Below are 21493 nucleotides of genomic sequence, written 5' to 3'. Positions count from 1 at the left end.
GGGTTGGTGGACGGAGCCGGGGGAGGCGGCGCGCTGCGGCACGGCGTCCCCTACTCCACAGGAGCCGGCTGGCGGGCCTCCAGGATGTGGACGCGCCGACCGACGACCTTCAACCGTCCCTGCGCAAACAGGCGGATCGCCTCCGGGTAGAGGCGGTGCTCTTCTATGGCGATCCGCGCCGCCAGCGTCTCCGGTGTGTCGTCGTCGCGCACGGGGACGACCGCCTGGAGGATGATGGGGCCCCCGTCGGGAGCCTCATTGGCGAAGTGGACCGTGCAGCCGGAGAACTTGGCCCCGCTGTCCAGCACAGCCCGGTGCACGCGCTCGCCGTACATCCCCAGGCCGCCGAAGGACGGGAGCAGCGCCGGATGGATGTTCATGATGCGGCCGGCGAACTGGCCGATGAACCAGGAGCCCAGGATGCGCAGAAAGCCGGCCATGCAGACGAGGTCCACCTCATAGGAGTGGAGAATCTCGGCGAGTTTGGCGTCAAAGGTGTCGCGGTCGGGAAAGGCCCGGTGGTGCATGGCCACGGCCGGGATCCCCGCCCGCCGCGCCCGGTCCAGGGCCATCGCCTTGGGGTTGTTGGAGACGACCACGACCACACGCCCGTCGATCTCCCCCCGAGCGCAGGCGTCGAGAATGGCCTGCAGGTTGGTTCCGGCTCCCGAGGCCAGGACGCCGATCCGGATCATCGAATCTCAACACCCCTCTCGCCGGCGACCACCTCGCCGATGATCCAGGCCTCGGCGCCGTTGGCCCGGCAGATGTCCACGGCCAGGCGCCCCCGCTCCCGCGGCACCACGGCGATGGCGCCGACGCCCATATTGAACGTCCCCCACATCTCCCCGGTCTCGATGCCGCCGGCCCGGGCCAGGACCGCGAACAGAGTCGGCACGGTCCACGTCAGCGTGTCCACCACCGCCCGGCAGCCGTCCGGCAGAACGCGGACGAGGTTGGCGGCGATGCCTCCCCCGGTGATGTGGGCGGCGCCGCGCAGCAACTGGGACCTGGCCAGGGCCAGCAGCGGTTTCCGGTAGGAGCGATGCGGGACCAGCAGGGCGTCCCGCAGCGAGACGCCGAGCCCCTCGGGCACCGTGTCCAGCGCCCAGCGCCGGCGGGCCATGACCTCCCGGATCAGGGAGAAGCCGTTGGTGTGCAGGCCGTCCGCGGCCAGGCCGACCAGGAGGTGGCCGGGTTTGATCTTCGCGCCGTCGGCAACTTCGTCGCGCTCGACCACGCCCACCACGCAGGCCGCGACATCCAGCCCCTGCGCCGTGTACACCCCCGGCATCTGCGCCGTCTCGCCGCCCACCAGGGCCACGCCCTCCTCCCGGCAGGCGGCGGCCATCCCCTCCAGCAGCGCGGTCACCTCCGCCGGCTCGAGCCGCCCCGCGGCGATGTAGTCCAGGGCGAACAGCGGCGTTCCTCCCAGCACCGCCACGTCGTTCACCCCGTGGACGATGGCATCGCGGCCGGCCACGGCCAGCCGGCCGGCCTCGCGCAGCAGCAGCCCCTTCGTCCCCACGCCGTCGATCGTGGAGACCAGCACCGGGTCGCGATAACGGCGGAGGTGGAAGAGGCCGCTGAACTGTCCCAGGTCGCCGAGGACCTGGGGCGTGAACGTGCCGCGGACGCGGTCCGCAACGGCGCCCAGGGCGCGGGCGATCTCCGCACGGTCCACCCCCGCCTCTCGATAGGTCAGGCCGTCACTACCCAACCGGGGCCCCCTCGAGCGCATGACGCCCGGCCAGCGCTTCCTCGGGGACAGCGGTGGGATAGGCGCCGTCGAGACAGGCCATGCACAACCGTTCTCGCGCCAGCTGCAGCGCCTCGACCAGTCCCAACTGGCTGAGGTAGCCCAGGGTGTCGGCGCCGATCATCCGGCGGATCTCTTCTACAGACTTCGACGCCGCGACGAGTTCTCCCCGGCTGCTGGTGTCGATGCCGTAAAAACACGGGAAGCGGATCGGCGGCGAGGAGATCCGCACGTGGACCTCCGTCGCCCCCGCCCGGCGCAGCATCCCGACGATCTTCCCGCTGGTGGTCCCCCGGACGATGGAGTCGTCCACCAGGACCACGCGCCGGCCGTCGATCACCTCACGGAGCGGGTTCAGCTTCAGGCGCACGCCCAGGTCGCGCCGGGCCTGGTCGGGCTGGATGAAGGTGCGGCCGATGTACCGGTTCTTGATCAGGCCGACTTCGAACGGGATCCCCGACGCCTCGGCGAAGCCCAGGGCGGCCGAGGTGCCGGAGTCGGGAACGGCGATGACCACGTCGGCCCGCGCCGGATGCTCGCGGGCCAGGATCCGCCCCATCCGCCGCCGGGTCAGGTGGACGTTGCGGCCGGCCAGCACGGTGTCGGGACGGGCGAAGTAGATGTACTCGAACACGCACTGGGCCTCGCGCCGGGCCGGCAGCAGCCGGTGCGAGCGCATCCCGTGCTCGTCGATGACGACGACTTCGCCGGGCGCTACATCGCGCACGAAGGTCGCCCCGGTGTGGTCGAAGGCGCAGGATTCGGAGGCCAGGAGGTAGGCCTGGGCGCTGCGGCCGATCGCCAGCGGGCGGATGCCGTAGGCGTCCCGGAAGCCGAGCACCCGGCCTGAGGCGAGCAGGGCGACTGTGTAGGCACCCTCGATCCGCCGCATGGCGTAGGCCACGGCCTCCTCCAGGCTGGGGACCGGCGCGTGGGCGATGACCTGGGCGATGACTTCGCTGTCGGTCGTCGAGTGGAACGCAACGCCGCCGGCCTGCAGCTCCGCCCGCAGCAGGGGCGCGTTGATCAGGTTGCCGTTGTGGGCCAGGGCCAGCGGCCCCCACGGGGAGGCCACCACCAGGGGCTGAGCGTTCTCCAGCCGGGCGCTGCCCATCGTCGCGTACCGGACGTGGCCGACGGCCAGGGGCCCCGGCAGCCCGGCGACCCGATCGGCGTCGAAGACCTGCGAGACCAATCCCATGCCCCTGTGCACCCAGATCCCGCGCCCGTCGCTGCTGGCGATGCCCGCGCTCTCCTGCCCGCGGTGCTGCAGGGCGTACAGGGCGAGGTGGGCGACGGGCGCGGCCGAGCCGCCGGTGGCGCACACGCCCACCACGCCGCACTCTTCGCGAGGGGCGTCGGACTCCCACCACGTCATCGAAAGACCTCCGCGAGGGCCTCATACGCTCGCCGGAGGGTATCCAGCGGCACGTCGATGGCATGCCGCCGCGAGGCTTCGGCCGCCACGGCGATCCGCAGCCGGTCGCCGCCGGTGCGGCCGAGGAGGGTGATCGGGACGTCGGAGGCCCGGGCGAGGGTACGGAGCGCGGGGAGGTCTTCTTCCCGCAGGCTCAGGATGATCCGCGACGGGGCCTCGCCAAAAAGGACCGTGTCCCGGCGCGCCGCCGCGGGCAGCACGATCTCCGCGCCGATGCCGCCAGCGATGGCGGACTCGGCCAGGGCCACGGCCAATCCGCCCTCCGAGACGTCGTGCACCGAGCGGACCAGGCCCGCCCGGACCGCTTCCCGGACCACGCGCAACACCCGCCGGTGGAGATCGAGGTCCACATCCTGCGGCCGGCCGCGATCGAGGCCGTGCACCTCGCGGAGGTAGGTCGAAGCGGCCAGATCGCCTGCGGGATCGCCGACCAGCACGATGAGGTCGTCCTCGCCGCGGAAGGACATCCGCGGCACCACCCGAACATCCTCGACCAGCCCGACCATGGCCACAATCGGCGTGGGGGGGATGGGACCCTCGGGAGACTCGTTGTAGAAGGAGACGTTGCCGCCGACGACGGGGATTTCCAGCGCCCGGCAGGCGTCGGCGATCCCGCACACCGCCTGGCGGAATGTCCAGAAGACCTCGGGGTCTTCGGGGTTCCCAAAGTTGAGGCCGTCGGTGACCCCCAGGGGTACGGCGCCCGCGCAGGCCAGGTTCGCGGCGCACTCCGCCACGGCGCGTCGGGCGCCGCGGTAGGGATCCAGGGCGCACAGCGATCCGTTTCCGTCCACGGCCAGGGCCAGCCCCCTCGGCGCCAGCTCCGGAATCCGCAGCACCGCCGCATCGCCGGCTCCGGGGGGCACCACGGTTCGGACCTGGACGGCATGGTCGTACTGCTCGTACACCGCCCGCGCGCTCGCGATCCCCGGCGAGGCCAGCAGTCTCCGGAGGGCTTCCTCGGGATCGCGCTCCTCGGGCAGCGGATCCAGCGACCACAGATCCGGCGGTCGCTGCGGCTCCTTCGCGGCGGGCCGGTAACCCGGCGCCTCGGCCAGCGCGTAGGGCGGCAGGGAGACCACCAGGCCGTCGCGATGGAAAATGCGCAGGACCGGCTCGGCAGTGACCTCGCCGATTACGACCGCGGCCAGCCCCCACCGGCGGTAGACCGCGGCGACCCGGTCCGCCGCCTCCGGCCGGACGACCAGCAGCATGCGCTCCTGCGACTCGCTGCGCAGGATCTCGTCCGCGCGCATCCCGCTCTCACGCAGCGGCACGCGATCAAGATCCAGGCGCATGCCGACGCCTCCGCGGGCGGCCATCTCGCTCGCGGCGCAGGTCAGCCCCGCGGCGCCCATGTCCTGCAGCGCGACCACCCCGCCGGCCTCCAGCGCTTCCAGGGTAGCCTCGATCAGCAGTTTGCCGGTGAAGGGATCGCCGATCTGCACGGAGGCCCGGTCCTCCCCTTCGGAGCGCTCGTCGAGCTCTCCGGAGGCGAAGGCGGCGCCGCCGATCCCGTCGCGACCGGTGCGGGCCCCGACGTACATCACCACGTTGCCCGGTCCACTGGCCCGGGCGCGGGCCACGCGGTCGCGGCGCACCAGACCCAGGCAGACGACGTTGACCAGGGGGTTCCCCCGGTAGCGCGGGTCGACGTGGATCTCCCCGCCCACGGTGGGCACGCCGATGCAGTTGCCGTAACCGGCGATCCCCGCGACCACGCCGGTGGCGAGGCGCCGGGCCCGGGGTTCGTCCAGGGGGCCGAAGCGGAGCGAATCCAGCAAGGCGATGGGCCGCGCGCCCATCGCCAGCACGTCGCGGATGATTCCCCCCACCCCGGTGGCCGCGCCGTTGTACGGATCGACGGCGCTGGGATGGTTGTGGCTCTCCACCTTGAAGGCCACCGCCCAGCCCTCGCCGATCTCCACCACGCCGGCGTTCTCCCCCGGGCCGCGCAGCACGCCGGGGCCGCCGGCGGGCAGCGCGCGGAGCGTCAGCCTGCTGTGCTTGTACCCGCAGTGCTCGGACCACATCACCCCGAACAACTGGAGCTCCAGCGCGGTCGGCTCACGGCCGAGCCGGCGGCGGATCTCTTCGTATTCGGAGGGCGTGAGGCCGACGGCGGCGGGGTCGAGGCGGGGCAGGGTCGTGCTCATCCGGCCGTCACCGGCGCGCGGGAGTGCAGAGAGGCCAGCAGCGACTCGAAGATCAGCCGGCCGTCGACCGACCCCAGGATCTCTTCCGCCGCACGCTCAGGGTGCGGCATCAGGCCCAGGACGTTTCCCCGGGGGCTGCAGATCCCGGCGATGTTGCGCAGCGAGCCGTTCGGGTTGGCCTCCGCCGAGATGCGCCCGTCCGGATCGCAGTAGCGGAAGACGACCTGCTTTTCCGCTTCCACGGTCTCGAGCAGCGCCGGCGGAGCGTAGTAGTTGCCCTCCCCGTGGGCGATGGGCAGGCGCAGGACCTGGCCTTCCCTCAGGGTCCGGGTAAACGGGGTACGGGTGGACTCGACACGGAGATGTACCGGCCGGCACAGGAACTGCAGGCCGCGGTTGCGCAGCATCGCCCCGGGCAGCACCCCGGCCTCGAGGAGCACCTGGAACCCGTTGCAGATGCCGAGCACCGGCCCGCCCCCGGCGGCGAACGCCCGGACGGCGGCCATGATGGGGCTGGTGGCGGCCACGGCGCCGGCGCGCAGATAGTCGCCGTAGGCAAACCCGCCGGGGAGGATCACCGCGTCCAGACCTGCCACGCTGGTCTCCTCGTGCCAGACCACGACGACGTGCTGTCCGAGCACGTGGCGGAGCACATGGACGCAGTCCCGGTCGCAGTTACTGCCGGGAAAGACGACCACGCCGATCGTCATCAGTGGACTCCCGGGCGGTCGGTCTTGCGTCCGGACGTCCGGACGGCGTCCTGGCGGGGACCGCGCGCCGGGCGGCCCCGGGCGGGCCCGGCGGCCGGCTCGTGGCGCTCGAGGCGCCACTGCTCGATGAGCGGGTTGGCCAGGAACCGCTCGCACATCTGCCGGATCTCCTCGGGCCTGGTGCCGTCGGACACGGTAACCTCGATGTAGCGGCCGACGCGGACCTCGCCGACCTGATCGTAGCCCAGGGCCTGCAACCCCCGCCGGACGGCCTGCCCTGCGGCGTCCAGGATGCCCGGCTTCAGCGTGACGATGATGCGGATCGTCCCCATCATGCCTCCTCGGTGGTCGTCCTCTCCGGCAGCGACTGCCCGGTGAGCCGGGTATAGGTCTCCAGGTAACGCGCCCGCGTGGCGGCGACCACGTCCGCCGGCAGCGCCGGCGCCGGCGGCTCGCGGTTCCACCCGATGCGGGTGAGATAGTCGCGGACGACCTGTTTGTCGAAGGCGACCAGCGCGCCGGGGTAGTGGGCGGCGTCCCAGTAACGCGACGAGTCGGGGGTGAGGGCTTCGTCGATGAGGACGACCTCGCCGTCCCGCATCCCGAACTCGAACTTCGTGTCGGCCAGGATCAGTCCGCGCGCCGCGGCGTGGTTCGCGGCGCGTCGATAGAGAGACAGGCTGATGGTGCGCAGGGCATCGGCCAGTTCGCGTCCCACAACCTCCTGCAATGCGGCGAAGGTGATGGTCTCGTCGTGCCCCACCGCCGCTTTCGTCGCCGGCGTGAAGACGGGCTCCGGCAGCCGGTCGCCGTTGCGCAACCCCGGCGGCAGGGGCACGCCGGCGACCGTCCCGTCCCGCGCGTACTCCTCGAGGGCGGACCCGGTGAGGTAGCCGCGGACGACGCACTCCACGTCGATCCGCGCGCACCGCTCCACCAGCATGACCCGACCGTCGAGCAGGTCGCGGGGGACCGCCTGCAGCGCGGGGAGCTGTCGGACGATCTCCTCCGGCCGGACGGTCAACAGGTGGTTGCGGACCAGATCGGCGGTCTTGGTGAACCAGAAGGCCGACAGCTGCGTCAGCACCCGCCCTTTGTCCGGGATCGGGGTGGGCAGGACGTGGTCGAAGGCGGAGAGGCGGTCGGTGGCCACGATGAGCAGGCGGTCCTCCGCGGCATACACGTCCCGCACCTTGCCCCGCGTGTGGAGCGGCAGCGGGAGCCGGCTCTCCGTCAGTGTCGCCGCCGTCGTCATCGTCTCACCTCCGCGGTCCGGCCGATCCCCAGGCGGGCCAACACATGGTCCACGTGCCGCAGATAGGCGGCGTGGTCGAAGAGCGCCTCAAGCTCGGCCTCGTCGAAGTGCCCGCTGCGCCGCAGCTCGTCGCGGAAGGAGGCCCGGCCTTCCAGCGCCGCCGTAGCCGCCCGCTGGACCACCTGATAGGCGTCCTCGCGTGTCAGGCCCCGCCGGAGCAGCGCCAGCAGCGCCCGGTGGCTGAATACCAGCCCTCCGGACCGCTCCAGGTTGGCGCGCATGCGGTCCGGATACACCCGCAGGCCCTCCAGCACGACGGCCATCTTCCGCAGCATGTAGTGCAGCAGGCCGGTCGCCCCCGGCACGGCGATCCGTTCCACGGAGGAGTGGGAGATATCGCGCTCGCCCCACAGCGCCTGGTCCTCCATCGCCGCCTGGGCGTACCCGCGCAGGATCCGGGCCAGCCCCGTGATGCGCTCGCAGAGAATCGGGTTGCGTTTGTGCGGCATGGCCGACGAGCCGGTCTGGCCGGCCAGAAACGGCTCCTCCACCTCGCCGATCTCGGTGCGGCTCAGGCCGCGGATCTCGGTCGCGATCTCCTCCAGCGTCCCGCCGGCGATGGCCACGGCGGCCAGGAACTCGGCGTGGCGGTCCCGCGACAGGATTTGCGAGGAGACGGGCGCGGGCCGCAGCCCCAGGCGCTCGCACACGTAGGCCTCCACGGCGGGATCGAGGTGGGCGTAGGTGCCGACTTCGCCCGAGATCTTCCCGACGCGGACCTGCTCCCGCGCCCGGCTCAGCCGCTCGCCGGCCCGGCGGATCTCGTCGTACCACAGCGCGGCCTTCAACCCGAAGGTCGTCGGCTCGGCGTGCATCCCGTGGGTGCGCCCGGCCATCAGCGTGTGGCGGTGCGCCGCGGCCAGGCGGGCCAGGGCCTCGCCGACCTTCTGCAGCTCCGTCAGCAGCAGGTCGGCGGCGCGCACCAGGAGGACGGACAGCGCCGTGTCCACCACATCGGAGGAGCCCAGCCCCAGGTGCAGATAGCGCGCGTCCGGTCCGGTCTCCTCGGCCACCGAGCGCAGGAAGGCCACGACGTCGTGCTGCGTCTGCGTCCGCTCGATCTCGTCGATCCGGGCCGGCGTCCCGACCTTGGCCGTCCGGCGCAGACGCTCGGCAACCTCCCGGGGCACGTGGCCGGATTGCGCCTGCGCCTCGCAGACCAGCAGTTCAATCTCCAGCCACAGTCCGAACTTCGTCTCGGGCGCCCACAGGCGCGCCATTTCGGGCGTGGTATAGCGGTCGATCACACCACGCCTCCCACCACCGGGATCGGAACGAGCGCTTCCCGCTCCCGGCCGACCCCGACCATGGACACCGGCACGCCGGTCACCTGCTCGATCCGCTCCAGGAACGCCCGCGCCGCGTCCGGCAGGTCCTCCAGGGCGCGGACGTCCGAGGTCCGCTCCCATCCGGGCAGCTCCTCATAGACCGGCTCGACGCGCTCCATCACCGCCGTGTGCGGGACGGTCTCGAGGACCCGTCCGCCGTCGCGGTAGGCGACGCAGATCTTCACCGTCTCGAACCCGTCCAGCACGTCGAGCTTCATCACGGCCAGGTCGGTGAACCCCGAGACCTCGGCGGCAAAGCGGGCCGCCACCCCGTCGAACCAGCCGCACCGTCGCGGCCGCCGCGTGGACGTGCCGTACTCCTGTCCACGCTCCCGCAGCAGTTCGGCGACAGCGTGCGGCAGCTCGGTCGGGAAGGGCCCGGCTCCCACCGCGGTGGTGTAGGCCTTGACGACGCCGATCACCCGCGTGATGCGCTGCGGCGGGATCCCCGCCCCGGCACACGCCCCGCCCGCCAGACACGTCGACGAGGTGACGTAGGGGTACACTCCCCAATCCAGATCCCGCATCACGCCCAGGTGGCCCTCCAGGATGATGCGCGCGTTCCGCCGCAGGGCCTCCCGCACGATGGGGTGCGTATCGACGATCATCGGACCCAGACGCTCGGCCCAGGCCCGGGCCTGAACCTCCAGCTCCTCGGGATCCACCGTCCGGCCCAGGGCCGCCGAGGCGCGACCGGCGATCTCCTCCAGCCGCTCCCGCAGAAACGCCGGTTCGAGGAGGTCGCCCGCCCGGACGCCCACGCGCGCCGCCTTGTCCGCGTAGACCGGCCAGATCCCGCGCCGCGTCGTCCCGTGGGCCCGCCCGCCGCGCGCCTCCTCCATCCTGGCGTCGAGCTCGATGTGGAAGGGGAAGACCAGGTGCGCGCGGGTGGAGATGCGCAGCCGGGCCGTCGAGATGCCGGCGCGCTCCAGGGCGTCGAGCTCCTCCAGCAAGGCGATCGGGTTGACGACGACCCCGGGACCGATGAGGCAATCGACCGCCGGATGGGCGATCCCCGAAGGCACCAGGTGCAGCCGCAGCACCCCCTGCCCGCCCACGATGGTGTGGCCGGCGTTGTTGCCGCCGTTGTAGCGGATCACCATGTCGGCCCGGGCGGCGAGGGCATCGACGACCTTGCCTTTCCCCTCGTCTCCCCAGTGCCCGCCGACCACCGCCGTGACCGCCATGCCCCCTCCCTTCTCCGGCGCGCCGCTACCGCGTGACGCCCGGGCTGAAGCCGGACGCGGCCTCGATCTTGCGGGCCATGGCGGCTTTGAACTCCCGCAGACGCGCGCGCAGCGCCGCATCCGAGAGGGCCAGCATCTCGACGGCCAGGAGCGCGGCGTTGCGCGCTCCCCACGCCCCAATGGAGACCGTGGCCACGGGGACGCCCGGCGGCATCTGGACCGCGGAGAGCAGCGCATCGAGCCCCCCCAGGGGGGTCGCCGCAAGGGGCACGGCGATCACCGGCAGCACCGTGCGGGCGGCGATCACTCCGGCCAGATGCGCCGCTCCGCCCGCGGCGGCGATCAGGACGCGGAGGCCGCGCTCTTCGGCCGCTCGGGCGTAGTGATCAACCAGATCGGGCGCCCGATGGGCGGACGCCACGACCACCTCGCAGGGGAGGTCGAACTCCGCCAGGGTGCGTGTCGCCTCCTCCATCAGCGGCCGATCGGACTCCGACCCCAGGACGATGCCGACGACGGGCCGACTCATCACACGCTGACCCCTTCCCGCGCCGGCTCGACCGCGGCGCCGATATCCGTGCGAAACTGCATGCCGTCAAAGGCGATCCTGGCCAGGCCGTCGTAGGCCTTCGCCCGCGCCTGTGCCAGCGACGCCCCCGTGCCGACGACATTGAGCACCCGCCCGCCGGCGGTGACGATCCGGCCGTCCCGGACCGCGGTGCCGGCGTGGAACACGAGCACGTCCTGGGGGACGGCCTCCAGACCGTGGATCGGAAAGCCGGTCCCGAAGGAGCCCGGATAGCCACCGGAGGCGGCGACGACGCACACCGCGGCGCCGTCCCACCAGCGGAGGTCGGGAACGCCTCCGTCCATGGTCGCGATCATCGCCTCGGCCAGGGGGCCCTCCAGCAGCGGCAGGATCACCTGCGCCTCGGGATCGCCGAAGCGGCAGTTGAACTCCAGCACCTGCGGGCCGTCTGCGGTGAGCATCAGGCCCGCGTACAGCACGCCGGTGTACGGGCAGCCCGCGTCCACCATCGCGGAGGCCACCGGCTCGAGGATCTCGTCCACCACCTGCGCCAGGTCGGCCAGCGGCGCCCGCGCCGGCGCGAGGGCCCCCATTCCTCCGGTGTTGGGGCCGCGGTCTCCGTCGAGCGCGCGCTTGTAGTCGCGCGCGGGGAGCAGCGGGTAGACCCGGCGACCGTGGACGAAGGCGAGCACGCTCACCTCCGGGCCCTCGAGACGGTCCTCGATCACGATGCGGCGGCCCGCATCGCCGTGCACGCGCCGGACCATGAGGTCCAGGACGGCCTGCTCCGCCTGGCGGGGATCCTCGGCCACGACGACCCCCTTCCCCGCGGCGAGGCCGTCGGCTTTCACCACCAGCGGGCGGTTCTGGCGCCGGATGTAGGTCAGCGCCTCCACCGGCGTGGTGAAGATCTGGAAGTTTGCCGTGGGAATCCGGCGGGCGCGCAGGAGGATCTTCGTAAACGCCTTGCTGCTCTCCAGCCGGGCGGCGGCCTGCGTCGGACCGAAGATACGCAGTCCCCGGGCCCGGAAGGCGTCAACGATCCCGTCGGCCAGCGGCGCCTCGGGTCCGACGACGGTCAGATCCGCCCGGAGATCCTCGGCCAATGCCGCCAGGGCCGGGATGTCGGTGGCGGCGACCGCGTGACAGGTTCCCAGCAGGGCGATCCCGGGGTTGCCGGGGGCGGCGTGCAGGTTGCACGAGGCCTCGTCCCGGGTGAGCTTCCAGGCCAGAACGTGCTCCCTACCCCCAGATCCGACGACCAGCGCGCGCAACCGCTACCCTCAGCAAACGTTCGTCTTTTGGCCTACCACCCGCAGGAGATGCGACAAAATCGGTTTGGATGCAACGGTACTATAAAGGAAGTTGGTGGAGTTGCGCAACAATGTTCGTATTTTCTTGCTCTTATGCGCCCCTCGGGGCGCTTCGCCGACACCTCGAGTCTTCGGAGGAAAACGCCTCTTTGGGGGAAAACGCCCGCACCGGCCGAACTCTAGAGCCGACGCAACACGGAGGCTCACATGGGTCGACCGAAGAAAGCGCGAAGGCTTGCCGCGGTGGCGCTGTCGCTGGCCGCCGCCCTCGCTCTGACAGGCCCCGCCCAGGCCAGGACCGTCGAGCAGATCAACGCCGGCGCGGACGCCGCCCTGGCGCGGTTCCAGCAGCAGATCAGAGGCGCCTCCGACCTCCTCAGGCGGGCCAGAGGCGTCCTCATCTTTTCCGACGTCGTCAAGGTCGGCGTCGGGATCGGCGGCGAGTACGGCGAAGGCGTGCTGCGGGTCGGCGGCCGCAGCGTGGCCTACTACAGTTTCGCCTCCGCCTCGGTGGGCCTGCAGGTCGGATTCCAGAAGAAGGACATCATCATCCTCTTCCTGGCCGACGACGCCCTCCGCCGCTTCCAGGCCAGGGGCCCCAACGAGGGCTGGCAGGTCGGCGTGGACGGCTCGATCGTCCTGGTCGATGCCGGCGCCAACGCCTCCGTTGACTCTGCGAAGATCAACCAGCCCATTGTGGGCTTCGTCGTCGGCCAGAAGGGGTTGATGGTCAACCTGACCCTCGAGGGCTCGAAGATCACGAAGCTCAACAAGTAACCGAGGGCGTCCTCTCCCGTCCCCGGTCCGCCCCTCACCGGCGGACGAGCGTGAACTGGTACCGGTCGCTGCGCACGTAATTGAAGGAGGCGTAGAGCGGTCGGTCCGCGCCGTCGTAGGCGGTGCCCCGCAGCAGGATCAGCGGCGCCCGTCCCGCCAGGGCCAGCGCGGCGCGGACACCCCGTGGCGGTCGGACGGCGGCCACGGAGAGGAGGGCGTAGCGGACCTCGATGCGCAGGTCGTTGGTGAAGAAGTCCAGCAGCGACTCCCGCTCCCGTCTCCGCTCCAGCAGGCGAGGGTCGCCGACGAGCGCGCCGGGGATGATGTCCTCGCAGTAGATCACCGGAATGCCGTCGGCGTAGCGGAGGCTGCGCACCAGGATCCCCGCGGCCCCCGCCGTCCGGCCCAGCATCCCGGCCACGGCCGCCAAGAGGCGGACCGGGCGGATCTCCAGCACCTCGTCCTTCGCCTCAAACCCGGCGCGCCGGATCGTCTCCGTAAAGCTCTCCAGGCGCTCGATGCCCGCGGTGACGGCGGCCGGCCTGGAGGTGAGGAACGTCCCGCGCCCACGCCGACGCCGGATCAGTCCTTCGGTCTCCAGCACCTGCAGAGCTTCCCGCACCGTCGGTCGGCTGACATCGTAGCGCCGGGCCAGGGCCGCCTCCGACGGCAGCCGACCCGCGGCGACGAACTGTCCCCGCAGGATCTCGCGCCGCAGGTCGTCCACGAGCTGGCGGGAGAGCGGCGGCCGGGGCATCGTCACACCACCAGGCGGGGATCCAGCATGTCGCGCAGCCAGTCCCCCAGGACGTTGATGGCCAGCACGGTCACCGTCAGCGCCGCCCCCGGAAAGGCCGCCAGCCACCAGGCCAGGGAGAGATAGTCGCGGCTGTCGCTCAGCATGCCGCCCCACGTCGGGGTGGGCGGCTGCACGCCCAATCCCAGGAAGCTGAGCGCCGACTCCAGGATGATCACCTGCGCCATGGAGAAGGAGGCCAGCACGATCAGCGGAGACAGCGCATTGGGGAGGACGTGCCGGAAGGCGATGGCCAGGTCCGGCACCCCCACGCACCGCGCCGCCAGGACATACTCCGTCTCCCGCAGCGTCAACACCTGCGCCCGGGCCATGCGGAAGTAGGAGGCCCACCCGCCGATCCCCAGCGCCGCGATCAGGTTGACCAAACTCGGCCCCACCATGGCGATCAGCGTGATGACCAGCAGCATCGTGGGAAAGGCCAGCTGGATGTCGGCCAGACGGGCCAGGACGCGGTCCGCCCACCCTCCGTAGTAGCCGGACACCACCCCCAGCACGATGCCGACCGACGCCGCCAGACCCACGGCCAGGACGGCGACCGTCAGCGAGATCCGCGCCCCGAAGATGACGCGACTGAGGATATCGCGGCCCAGCTGGTCGGTGCCGAACAGGTGCCCGGCGCGCCCTCCCGGCAGCCAGGAGGGCGGCGCGAGCCGGCCGGCGATCTCCTGCTTCAGCGGCGGGTAGGGAGCGACCCAGTCCGCGCCGGCGGCGACCAGGACCACGGCGGCCAGCGCGACCAGCGCCGCCGCCGCCACCGGGTATCGGCGCAGTCGCCGGCGCGGCCGCGCCGGCGGAAGCGCACCCTGTCCCTCGGCGGGCAGAGGAGCCTCCGCCGGCCGGTCACTGGTATTTGATACGCGGGTCCAGGTGCGCATAGACGACATCCACGAGCAGGTTGATCAGCACGAACACCAGGGCCAGGTAGAAGACGGCGGCCTGCACCACCGGGTAGTCGCGGCTCTGGATGGCCTGCACGATCAGCCGCCCCACGCCCGGCCAGGCAAAGATCGTCTCGGTCACCACGGCGCCGCCCAGCAATGTCCCGAAGTCCAGCCCCAGGATGGTGACGACCGGGATCGCGGCGTTGTGCAGGGCGTGGCGGAACAGGACGCGCCGCCAGCCCAGTCCCTTGGCCCAGGCCGTGCGGATGTAGTCCTGGCCCAGGACCTCCACCATCCCGGAACGGACCAGCCGCATTGTGCGCGCCAGCGGCGTCATGGACAGCGTCACCGCCGGCAGGACGAGGTGGCGCCAGGTGCCGCTGCCGAAGGGCGGCAACACCCGCAGATGAACGGCGAAGACGAGAATGAGCAGGATGCCCAGCCAGAAGTAGGGCATGGACTGGCCGAGGGTGGCCAGGACCGTGGCCGCGCCGTCGAGCACCGTCCCTCTCCGCACGGCGGCCAGGATGCCCAGGGGCACCGCGACGACCGTGGCGATGGCCACGGCGGCAACGGCCAGGGTCATCGTGGCGGGCAGCGTCTCCCAGACCACCGTCGCCGCGGGCTTGATGAAGCGCAACGACTCCCCGAACTCCCCGCGCAGGACGTCGGAGAGGAAGCGGCCGTACTGCACCCACAGGGGCTGATCCAGCCCCAGCAGCGCCCGGACGCGGGCGATCTCCGCCTCCGTCGCGTACTCGGTGATCAGCAGCGCCACGGGGTCTCCGGAGAGCCTCAGGGCCAGAAAGGCGATCGTGGACACGCCGAGGACGGCCGCCAACAGATCAACCAGTCGCCTGCCGAGGTAGCCGACCACCGCTGACCCCCGTCTACCGGGCGACGACCTCGACTTTGTGCAGGTTCATCAGGTAGTCGGCTCCCCACACCAGCCCCCGGACCCTGGGCTGCACCCCGTAGATCCCCGGCGTCTGCACCAGGAAGATCACCGGGGCTTCCTCGCGCACGATGCGCGCCGCACGGCGCAGGATCTCGGCGCGTTTGTCCGGGCTGGTGCTGGCGCGGCCCTGGGCGAAGAGGGCGTCGAATGCCGGGCTGCAGAAGAAGTTGCCCACGGCCTGGCACCCGAAGAAGTTCAACGGCAGGTCGGCGTCCATCGCCGGGAAGTACTGCCAGGCCCAGATCCATGCGCCTTCGAACTGGCGGGCGATGAATCGCTGGATGTAGACGCCGCCTTCCACGACCTCCAGCCGGGCCCGGACCCCGACCTCGGCCAGCTGGCCCACGATGAACTCGTCGATCTCCTTGTCCTTGGTGTAGCGGCCGATCGTGCCGTTGAAGACCAGGTCAAACCCTTGCGGGAAGCCCGCCTCGGCCAGCAGCTGCTTGGCGCGCTGCGGATCGTAGGGGTACGGCCGAAGCGTGGGATTGTACCCGAAGGCATCCGGACCCACCACCTGGCCGTCCAGAATGCGGCCGAACCCGCGCAACAGGGTTTTGAAGATGGCGTCCTTGTCCACGGCGTAGTTCAGCGCCTGGCGGACCTTGCGGTTGGCGAGGGGCCCGCCGGCGTTGGAGCGCAGGTTCACCACCATCCCCTGCCCCAGGTTCACCGCGCGCACCTCCAGCCCCCGTGCCTTCAGCCGGTCGACCTGCTCAGGGGGGATGAGCAGGGCGACGTCCAGATCGCCGGTCTCCAGTCCGGCCACCCTGGTGGAATCCTCCGGGATGGCGCGGAAGACGACCTCGCCGACCTTCGGGGCGCCCCGCCAGTAGCCCGGGTTGGCCGTGAACACCATGCGGTCGGCCCGCACCCACTCCTTGAACACGAAGGGGCCGGTCCCCACCGGCGCGGCGGCGAACCCTGCCGGGCCGCGCTCCTGGAAATAGCGGGCGGGGATGATGTCGACGACTGTAAGCCCCTGCAGCAGCGGGGCAAAGGGAGCTTTGGTCACAATGCGTATCCGCGTGGGATCCACGACCTCGACGCGATCGATCGCCGAGATGCGGCCCAGCCACGGCGAGCGCGTCGCCGGCGCGAGCACGCGCTCGATGGTAAACTTGACGTCCTCGGCGGACAGCGACACGCCGTTGTGGAACCGCACGCCCTGCTGCAGCTCAAACTCCCACGTCTGGGGGTCCACCAGCCGCCACGACTTCGCCAGCACCGGCACGATGCCGCCCTTGCCGTCCGAGGCCACGAGCTTCTCGAACATCGCCGCGTAGGCCGGCAGGGCGTTGGCGGTGCTGTCCAGGTGCGGATCGGGCGTATTGGGCAGCGACCCGATCCCGATCACCAGCCGCGTCGCCCGCGGCTGTGCACCACCCGCCTCCGGGCGCCACAGCGATCCGGCGATGAGCATCACCGCCGCCAGCGCGACACACCTCCACCTCCATCCAGCCACGTGCATCACCCCCTCCGGGCATTCAGCGCGTTGCTCTCCGTCGCCCCTGCTCTCCATCACCCTGCCGGCTCTCAGACCGTCATCCCGTAGGCCTCACGGAGCGTCTGCCGCAGGGCATCCAGGGTGGGCTCGATCACCGGGAGCCGGGACCGCGGCGGCGCCGCCCCGGGATCCTTCAGTCCGGTCGCCGTGACCACGGCCACCACCGGTCCGGCCGGCCGGTCGCCGTCTTGGGCGCGGCGGCGCAGGGCCGCCAGCGCGGCCACCGCCGACACTTCCGCAAAAAGCCCCTCCTGCGCGCCCAGCTCCCCCTGCACGGCCAGCAGCTCCTCGTCGTCGACGACGACGGCCGCGCCCCCGCCGGTGCGCAGCGCATGGAGGGCCTGGTAGGTGCTGATCCCGGCGGCGATGGAGACGGCCACCGAACGGCCCGCGGGGACGGGGCGCACCTCGTCCAGATGGTGGGTCAGCGCGTGCGCCAGCGGTCCGAAGACCTCACCGGCGAGGAGATCCGGGGCGCGCTCGACCAGCCCCAGCTGGCGCGCCTCCGCAAACCCCTTGGTCACGCCCCACAACCCGTCGCCGTAACAGACGGGGAGCGCCACCGCGGACGGAACCTTCCAGTCCAGCGCTTCCAGGATTTCGAAGGCGATGGTCTTGTAGCCGTCGACCCCGTACGGATTGCTGCCCACCGGCGGCTGCAGGTAGTTCCCGGCCGCGTACCACCCCAGCTGCTCCACACCCAGCCGCAACAGGGTCCAGCGGTCCTCGGCCGTCCTGGTGGCCAGCAACCTGGCGCCCAGGGCCTGCATCTGCGCCACGAGCGCCGCCGGCGCGCCCGCCGTGGTCAGGACGACGCAGGTCAGCCCGGCGCGGGCGGCGTAGGCCGCCAAAGCCGCCCCCGCGTTCCCCGAGGAGGCGATGGCGACGGTCCGGTAGCCCGCCTCTTTGGCCCGGGTGACGATCACCGACGCCATCCGGTCCTTGAACGACCCCGTGGGGTTGCGCGACTCATCTTTGATGTAGAGGTCCGGGACCCCCCACCGCGCGCCCAGCCGCGGGAGGGCCACCAGAGGCGTGCCGCCCTCTTCCAGCGTGACGGGCTCGCCTGCAACGGGCAAAAGCTCCCGGTATCGCCACATCGACCGCCGTCGTCCTCGAAACATCTCGCGGCCGACCGGCATGCCGTCGTACCGGTAGACCGATGTGACGTTGGCCGGCCGTCCGTCCCGCAGACAGCGCGGGCAGCCGGCGAACATCTCCGCGGGCGGATAGTCGGCGCCGCACCGCAGACACCGCAGCCCCACCAGGGAGGACATCACACCACCCGCAGCGTGCGGTCGGAGGCGGTGAGCAGGCGGCAGCCGGCGCCGGTCACCACGACCGTGTCCTCGACCTGCAGTCCGCCGAACCCGACTTCGTAGTACGGCGTCTCGACCTCCAGGACCATCCCCGCCTCCAGCCTCATCTCAGCGCCCGGCGCCAGCAGCGGCAGATCGTAGATCTCCAGCCCGATGCCGTGGCCCACGTGGTGGCGCCGGTAGTGGGGAATCCCGGCCCTTCGCGTGGCCTCCACCGCCGCCTCAAACACCGCGGAGGCGGCGATTCCCGGCCGCAGCACGGACAGCGCCGCCTCTTCGCCGGCCACGATGGCCCGGTAGTAGTCCCGCTGGCGCGGCGTGGGGTCGCCGAAGACCGCCGTCCGCGCGATGTCCGAGCAGTACCCCTGATAGAGACAGCCGATGTCGAAGCGGATGAGGTCTCCCCGCCGCAGCCGCCGCTCCCCCGGGACCGCGTTGGGATAGGCGGCGTGCGGGCCGAAGGCGATGACGCTGAACAGCGGCCGCGCCCCCAGGGCGACGAGGGCGCCTTCGAAGACCCGGGCCATCTCCTGCTCCTGCACACCCTCCTCCGCCGAGGCCAGGGCCTGCTCCATGGCCTGCTCGACCACCGAGGCCGACCGGTGCAGCACCTCGATCTCCCGGTCGGTCTTCACGGCCCGGATCACCTGGAAGGCGTCGGCCGCCGGCGCGGGCCGGAGCCCGTCGGGCAGTCGTTCCGGCAGGCTCTGCCAGAGGGCGGGCAACAGACCCCGCTCGTCCACGCCGATGACGCCGCCGGTCAGGTCCAGCCGGCCCAGGGCGTCCCGCAGCGCCTCCATCGCCGACGGCCTGGGGGGCTCATCGATGCCCCACCGCACCAGCAGGGCGTCGCTGCCCGACACCGGCTCTTCCGGCGCCGCGATGTGAAAGGTCCCGTAGGGGATCACTGCGCCCCGCGGAGGAAACTGGGCGGCCATGTCCATCTCGCCCACCGGGGCGACCACAACGGGCGCATCGAGCCGGTCGCGCCGCGCCAGGGCGTACACCTGCGTGCCGCGGATCAGCGGCTGGCCGAAGCTGCGGAAGCCGCTGAGGTAGTAGACGTTCTCGTGGGAGGTGGCCAGCAGGGCGTCCCAGCCCCGCTCTTCCATCACCGCCAGCGCCCGCGGGAGGTGAAGGACGCCGCCCATGCCTAGCCGGCGAACTCCGGCATGACGTCCTCGGCGAACAACCGCATGCTGTCCACGAACTCAGCCACCGTGTTGGCCACGAACAGCAGCCCCGAGAGGTGGGTGACGCCCGCCTGCGCGTAGGCCCTGATCCTCCGGCGGATGACCTCCGGGCTGCCCAGCAGGTTGCGTTCCTGGAAGGATTCGACGGTCTGGCCGCGCAGCGTCGATCGCTGCAGGGAAAGGAGATGCTTGTACAGCTGCGACCGCAGGAACTTCTCCGTGGCCTCCTCCACCGTCGGAGCGATGCTCACCACGAACTGCGGCGCCACATCCAGGGCCGCGACGTCGCGACCGAGGGCCCTCGCGTGGTCCCGGATCTCTTGCAGCCCCCGCCGGATCTCCTCGGGGGTCAGCAGGGCGGGCAGCCATCCGTCGCCGTGCGCGGCGACCCGACGGAGTCCTTCCGGGGCGTTGCCGCCGATGTAGATCGGCAGCGGCGTCTGGCGGGGCTTGGGGAACATCTCCACGTCCTCAAAACGCACGTAGCGGCCACGGAAGGAGGCCCGGCGCTCCGAGAACAGCAGCCGCAGCGCCTGCACGCCTTCGCTGACCATCTCGCCCCGCCGCGCGCCGCCGAACCCCGGGAACAACGCCTCGAACTCCTCCCGGTAGGCGCCCACCCCGACCCCCAGGATGACGCGCCCGCCGCTGAACTGATCCAGGGTGGCGACCTGCTTGGCCAGGACCACCGGATGGCGCAGCGGGAGCACGATGACGCCGGTCATGAGTTTGATCCGGCTGGTGGCCGTGGCCACGGCGCCATAGGTCACCAGCGGTTCGTAGAAGTTCGGCGGGGAGGGGAACTCGGCGCGGACGTAGCGCTGGGTGGTCATGTGGTCGTTGCCCATGACGGCAAAGTAGCCCAGGGCCTCGGCCTCCCGGGCGATCCGGATCACCTCGGCCGGAGAGGCGAAGGGCACGGGATACATCATCCCCTCGGTGCAGGTGGGCAGGCCGACGCCGAACCTCACCGCCGCCTCTCCGCCGGGGCCTCGGCCCCAAAGCGCGGCATCACATCCCGCGCCAGCGCCTCGACGACCCCCTGGACGGTGCCGCCGGGAGGCGGGACGGGCCGCAGGGTGATGTGGGCGATGCCGGCACGTCGGATCTGATCCAGCTGCGCCACGACGTCCTCGAGGGTGCCGGCCACGGCGAGATGATCCAGGTAGGCGTCGGGCACCAGGGCGGCGGCCTGGCTGATGAGGGCGTAGTCCCTGCGCGCCAGGACCGCGACGAGGTCTTCAGGAGGCGGCGGAAGGCCCAGCGGATCGAGATAGGAGAGGTTGGGGTAACTGATCCACATGGGAAGCGCCACCGCAGAGCGCACGGCCTGCCTGGCCGCGGCGCGGTCAGCGGCGATGCAGACGTCGACCCGGGCAACCAGGTCGAGCTCCTGGAGAGCGCGCCCGGAACCTGCCGCCCCTTCGGCCACCCGGTCGATGGCGAAGCGCAGACCGCGCGGCGATGCGTACGGGGCGATGATCACCCCGTCGGCGACCGCTCCCGCCGCCCGCAACATCGCGCGGCCGCGCGCGGCCACGTAGATGGGGATGCCAGGGCGGGCCGGAAAGTTCAGGCGCCCCCGCCGGAAGGAGAACACCCGGCCGGAGAACTCGACCGTCTCCCCCCGGAGCAGGCCGCGGATGATGGCCACCGCCTCGGGGATGGCCCGGGCCGGAGAGCGACGCTCGACGCCCATCGGGGGAAACCCGCTGCCTCCGGCGCCGATCCCCAGCACCGCCCGCCCCCCGGCCACCTCGTCCAGGGAGGCCACCGCCATCGCCAGCAGCGCGGGATGGCGGGCGTAGGGTTCCGTCACGCCGGTCCCGAGACGGATCCGGGTCGACGCCTGCGCCGCCAGGGTCAGCCCGACGAACGGATCCCGGTAGAACTTCTCGTCGGCGTACCAGAAGATGTCACAGCCCGCCGCCTCGGCCTGACGGACCAGGCCGGCCAGAGGCTGCGGCGGGTGTTCGCCCAGGATGAGCAGGCTGAACCGCATCAGGACGCAAACTTGTCAGACGTTTGACAGCCCCTTTTCGCCCGGAATCCACCAAGCTCCTGCTCCTACCCGCATCTCCCTCTGCGTGTCAACGAATCGACGAACCGCTTCCCCATACGGGAAACCGGAGCTCATTGTGATCGATAGTGGGCCAGAGTTTGCCGGACGTCTCCTGGATCAGTGGGCTTACGAGCACGGGATCAAGCTCCACTTCATCGAGCCAGGCAAGCCGGTCCAGAACGCCTATGTGGAGAGCTTCGCCGGAAAGCTACGCGATGAGTGCTTGAACGGGCACTGGTTCACC

Annotated in this window: 20 protein-coding genes and 1 pseudogene; 2 read left to right on the top strand and 19 right to left on the bottom strand. The window is 71.5% G+C overall.

All coding sequences use genetic code 11. The features are described from left to right. Nucleotides 1-50: 50 nt before the first annotated feature. The 11 genes from purN to purD are packed head-to-tail and all read right to left on the bottom strand — an operon-like array spanning nucleotide 51 to nucleotide 11696. The gene (gene purN / locus QN141_09285; protein ID MDR7558670.1) at nucleotides 51-695 is read right to left on the bottom strand and encodes a phosphoribosylglycinamide formyltransferase; all 645 of its coding nucleotides are present in this window, start codon (nucleotides 693-695) and stop codon (nucleotides 51-53) included. Continuing rightward, nucleotides 692-1720: a phosphoribosylformylglycinamidine cyclo-ligase gene (gene purM, locus QN141_09280; GenBank protein MDR7558669.1), complete on the bottom strand. Its 1029-nt coding sequence runs from the start codon at nucleotides 1718-1720 to the stop codon at nucleotides 692-694. Before purM ends, purN begins: the two co-directional genes overlap by 4 nt. Then, nucleotides 1713-3137, bottom strand: coding sequence for an amidophosphoribosyltransferase (purF, locus tag QN141_09275; GenBank protein ID MDR7558668.1), 1425 nt, complete (start codon nucleotides 3135-3137; stop codon nucleotides 1713-1715). Before purF ends, purM begins: the two co-directional genes overlap by 8 nt. Next, the gene (gene purL / locus QN141_09270) at nucleotides 3134-5353 is read right to left on the bottom strand and encodes a phosphoribosylformylglycinamidine synthase subunit PurL (GenBank protein MDR7558667.1); all 2220 of its coding nucleotides are present in this window, start codon (nucleotides 5351-5353) and stop codon (nucleotides 3134-3136) included. The genes purF and purL overlap by 4 nt, the downstream gene beginning before the upstream one ends. Next, nucleotides 5350-6063 (bottom strand): phosphoribosylformylglycinamidine synthase subunit PurQ, encoded by a 714-nt coding sequence (purQ, locus tag QN141_09265; protein ID MDR7558666.1) that lies wholly within the window; start codon nucleotides 6061-6063, stop codon nucleotides 5350-5352. The genes purL and purQ overlap by 4 nt, the downstream gene beginning before the upstream one ends. Then, complete coding sequence (gene purS / locus QN141_09260; GenBank protein ID MDR7558665.1) at nucleotides 6063-6398, bottom strand: phosphoribosylformylglycinamidine synthase subunit PurS; 336 nt, start codon at nucleotides 6396-6398, stop codon at nucleotides 6063-6065. The genes purQ and purS overlap by 1 nt, the downstream gene beginning before the upstream one ends. Then, nucleotides 6395-7318, bottom strand: a complete 924-nt coding sequence (locus QN141_09255) for a phosphoribosylaminoimidazolesuccinocarboxamide synthase (protein ID MDR7558664.1) — start codon at nucleotides 7316-7318, stop codon at nucleotides 6395-6397. The genes purS and QN141_09255 overlap by 4 nt, the downstream gene beginning before the upstream one ends. Continuing rightward, nucleotides 7315-8625: an adenylosuccinate lyase gene (gene purB, locus QN141_09250; protein MDR7558663.1), complete on the bottom strand. Its 1311-nt coding sequence runs from the start codon at nucleotides 8623-8625 to the stop codon at nucleotides 7315-7317. The genes QN141_09255 and purB overlap by 4 nt, the downstream gene beginning before the upstream one ends. Further along, nucleotides 8622-9893, bottom strand: coding sequence for an adenylosuccinate synthase (locus tag QN141_09245; GenBank protein ID MDR7558662.1), 1272 nt, complete (start codon nucleotides 9891-9893; stop codon nucleotides 8622-8624). The genes purB and QN141_09245 overlap by 4 nt, the downstream gene beginning before the upstream one ends. Before the next feature lie 25 nt (nucleotides 9894-9918). Beyond that, nucleotides 9919-10422, bottom strand: a complete 504-nt coding sequence (gene purE, locus QN141_09240) for a 5-(carboxyamino)imidazole ribonucleotide mutase (protein ID MDR7558661.1) — start codon at nucleotides 10420-10422, stop codon at nucleotides 9919-9921. Then, complete coding sequence (gene purD / locus QN141_09235; protein ID MDR7558660.1) at nucleotides 10422-11696, bottom strand: phosphoribosylamine--glycine ligase; 1275 nt, start codon at nucleotides 11694-11696, stop codon at nucleotides 10422-10424. The genes purE and purD overlap by 1 nt, the downstream gene beginning before the upstream one ends. Before the next feature lie 246 nt (nucleotides 11697-11942). On the opposite strand from purD, the gene QN141_09230 reads away from it, so the two are divergent. Continuing rightward, entirely contained in the window at nucleotides 11943-12512 is a 570-nt protein-coding gene (locus tag QN141_09230; protein ID MDR7558659.1) for a YSC84-related protein, read from the top strand. 34 nt (nucleotides 12513-12546) lie between these two features. On the opposite strand, the gene QN141_09225 is transcribed toward QN141_09230, so the two are convergent. The 8 genes from QN141_09225 to QN141_09190 form a co-directional block, all read right to left on the bottom strand. Next, nucleotides 12547-13269 (bottom strand): GntR family transcriptional regulator, encoded by a 723-nt coding sequence (locus QN141_09225; GenBank protein MDR7558658.1) that lies wholly within the window; start codon nucleotides 13267-13269, stop codon nucleotides 12547-12549. A 2-nt stretch (nucleotides 13270-13271) separates the two neighbouring features. Then, complete coding sequence (locus QN141_09220) at nucleotides 13272-14204, bottom strand: ABC transporter permease (GenBank protein MDR7558657.1); 933 nt, start codon at nucleotides 14202-14204, stop codon at nucleotides 13272-13274. Then, nucleotides 14170-15087: an ABC transporter permease gene (locus QN141_09215; protein ID MDR7558656.1), complete on the bottom strand. Its 918-nt coding sequence runs from the start codon at nucleotides 15085-15087 to the stop codon at nucleotides 14170-14172. Before QN141_09215 ends, QN141_09220 begins: the two co-directional genes overlap by 35 nt. Before the next feature lie 13 nt (nucleotides 15088-15100). Beyond that, on the bottom strand, nucleotides 15101-16639 hold the full coding sequence (locus QN141_09210) for an ABC transporter substrate-binding protein (GenBank protein ID MDR7558655.1): 1539 nt from the start codon (nucleotides 16637-16639) through the stop codon (nucleotides 15101-15103). 65 nt (nucleotides 16640-16704) lie between these two features. Continuing rightward, complete coding sequence (locus QN141_09205; GenBank protein ID MDR7558654.1) at nucleotides 16705-17952, bottom strand: pyridoxal-phosphate dependent enzyme; 1248 nt, start codon at nucleotides 17950-17952, stop codon at nucleotides 16705-16707. Continuing rightward, nucleotides 17952-19145 (bottom strand): Xaa-Pro peptidase family protein, encoded by a 1194-nt coding sequence (locus QN141_09200; protein MDR7558653.1) that lies wholly within the window; start codon nucleotides 19143-19145, stop codon nucleotides 17952-17954. The genes QN141_09205 and QN141_09200 overlap by 1 nt, the downstream gene beginning before the upstream one ends. 2 nt (nucleotides 19146-19147) lie before the next feature. Then, nucleotides 19148-20158 (bottom strand): TIGR03619 family F420-dependent LLM class oxidoreductase, encoded by a 1011-nt coding sequence (locus tag QN141_09195; GenBank protein MDR7558652.1) that lies wholly within the window; start codon nucleotides 20156-20158, stop codon nucleotides 19148-19150. Then, nucleotides 20155-21189 carry an LLM class flavin-dependent oxidoreductase gene (locus QN141_09190; GenBank protein MDR7558651.1) on the bottom strand — a complete coding sequence of 345 codons (1035 nt, stop codon included), beginning with the start codon at nucleotides 21187-21189 and terminating at the stop codon, nucleotides 20155-20157. The genes QN141_09195 and QN141_09190 overlap by 4 nt, the downstream gene beginning before the upstream one ends. A 118-nt stretch (nucleotides 21190-21307) precedes the next feature. On the opposite strand from QN141_09190, the pseudogene QN141_09185 reads away from it, so the two are divergent. Then, nucleotides 21308-21493, top strand: a pseudogene (locus QN141_09185) (integrase core domain-containing protein).

This window comes from Armatimonadota bacterium (genome assembly GCA_031459765.1).
Classification (GTDB): Bacteria; Sysuimicrobiota; Sysuimicrobiia; order Sysuimicrobiales; family Kaftiobacteriaceae; genus Kaftiobacterium; species Kaftiobacterium secundum.
Note: the sequence above shows the minus strand (reverse complement) of the source record. Positions and strands in the feature narration are given on the sequence as shown.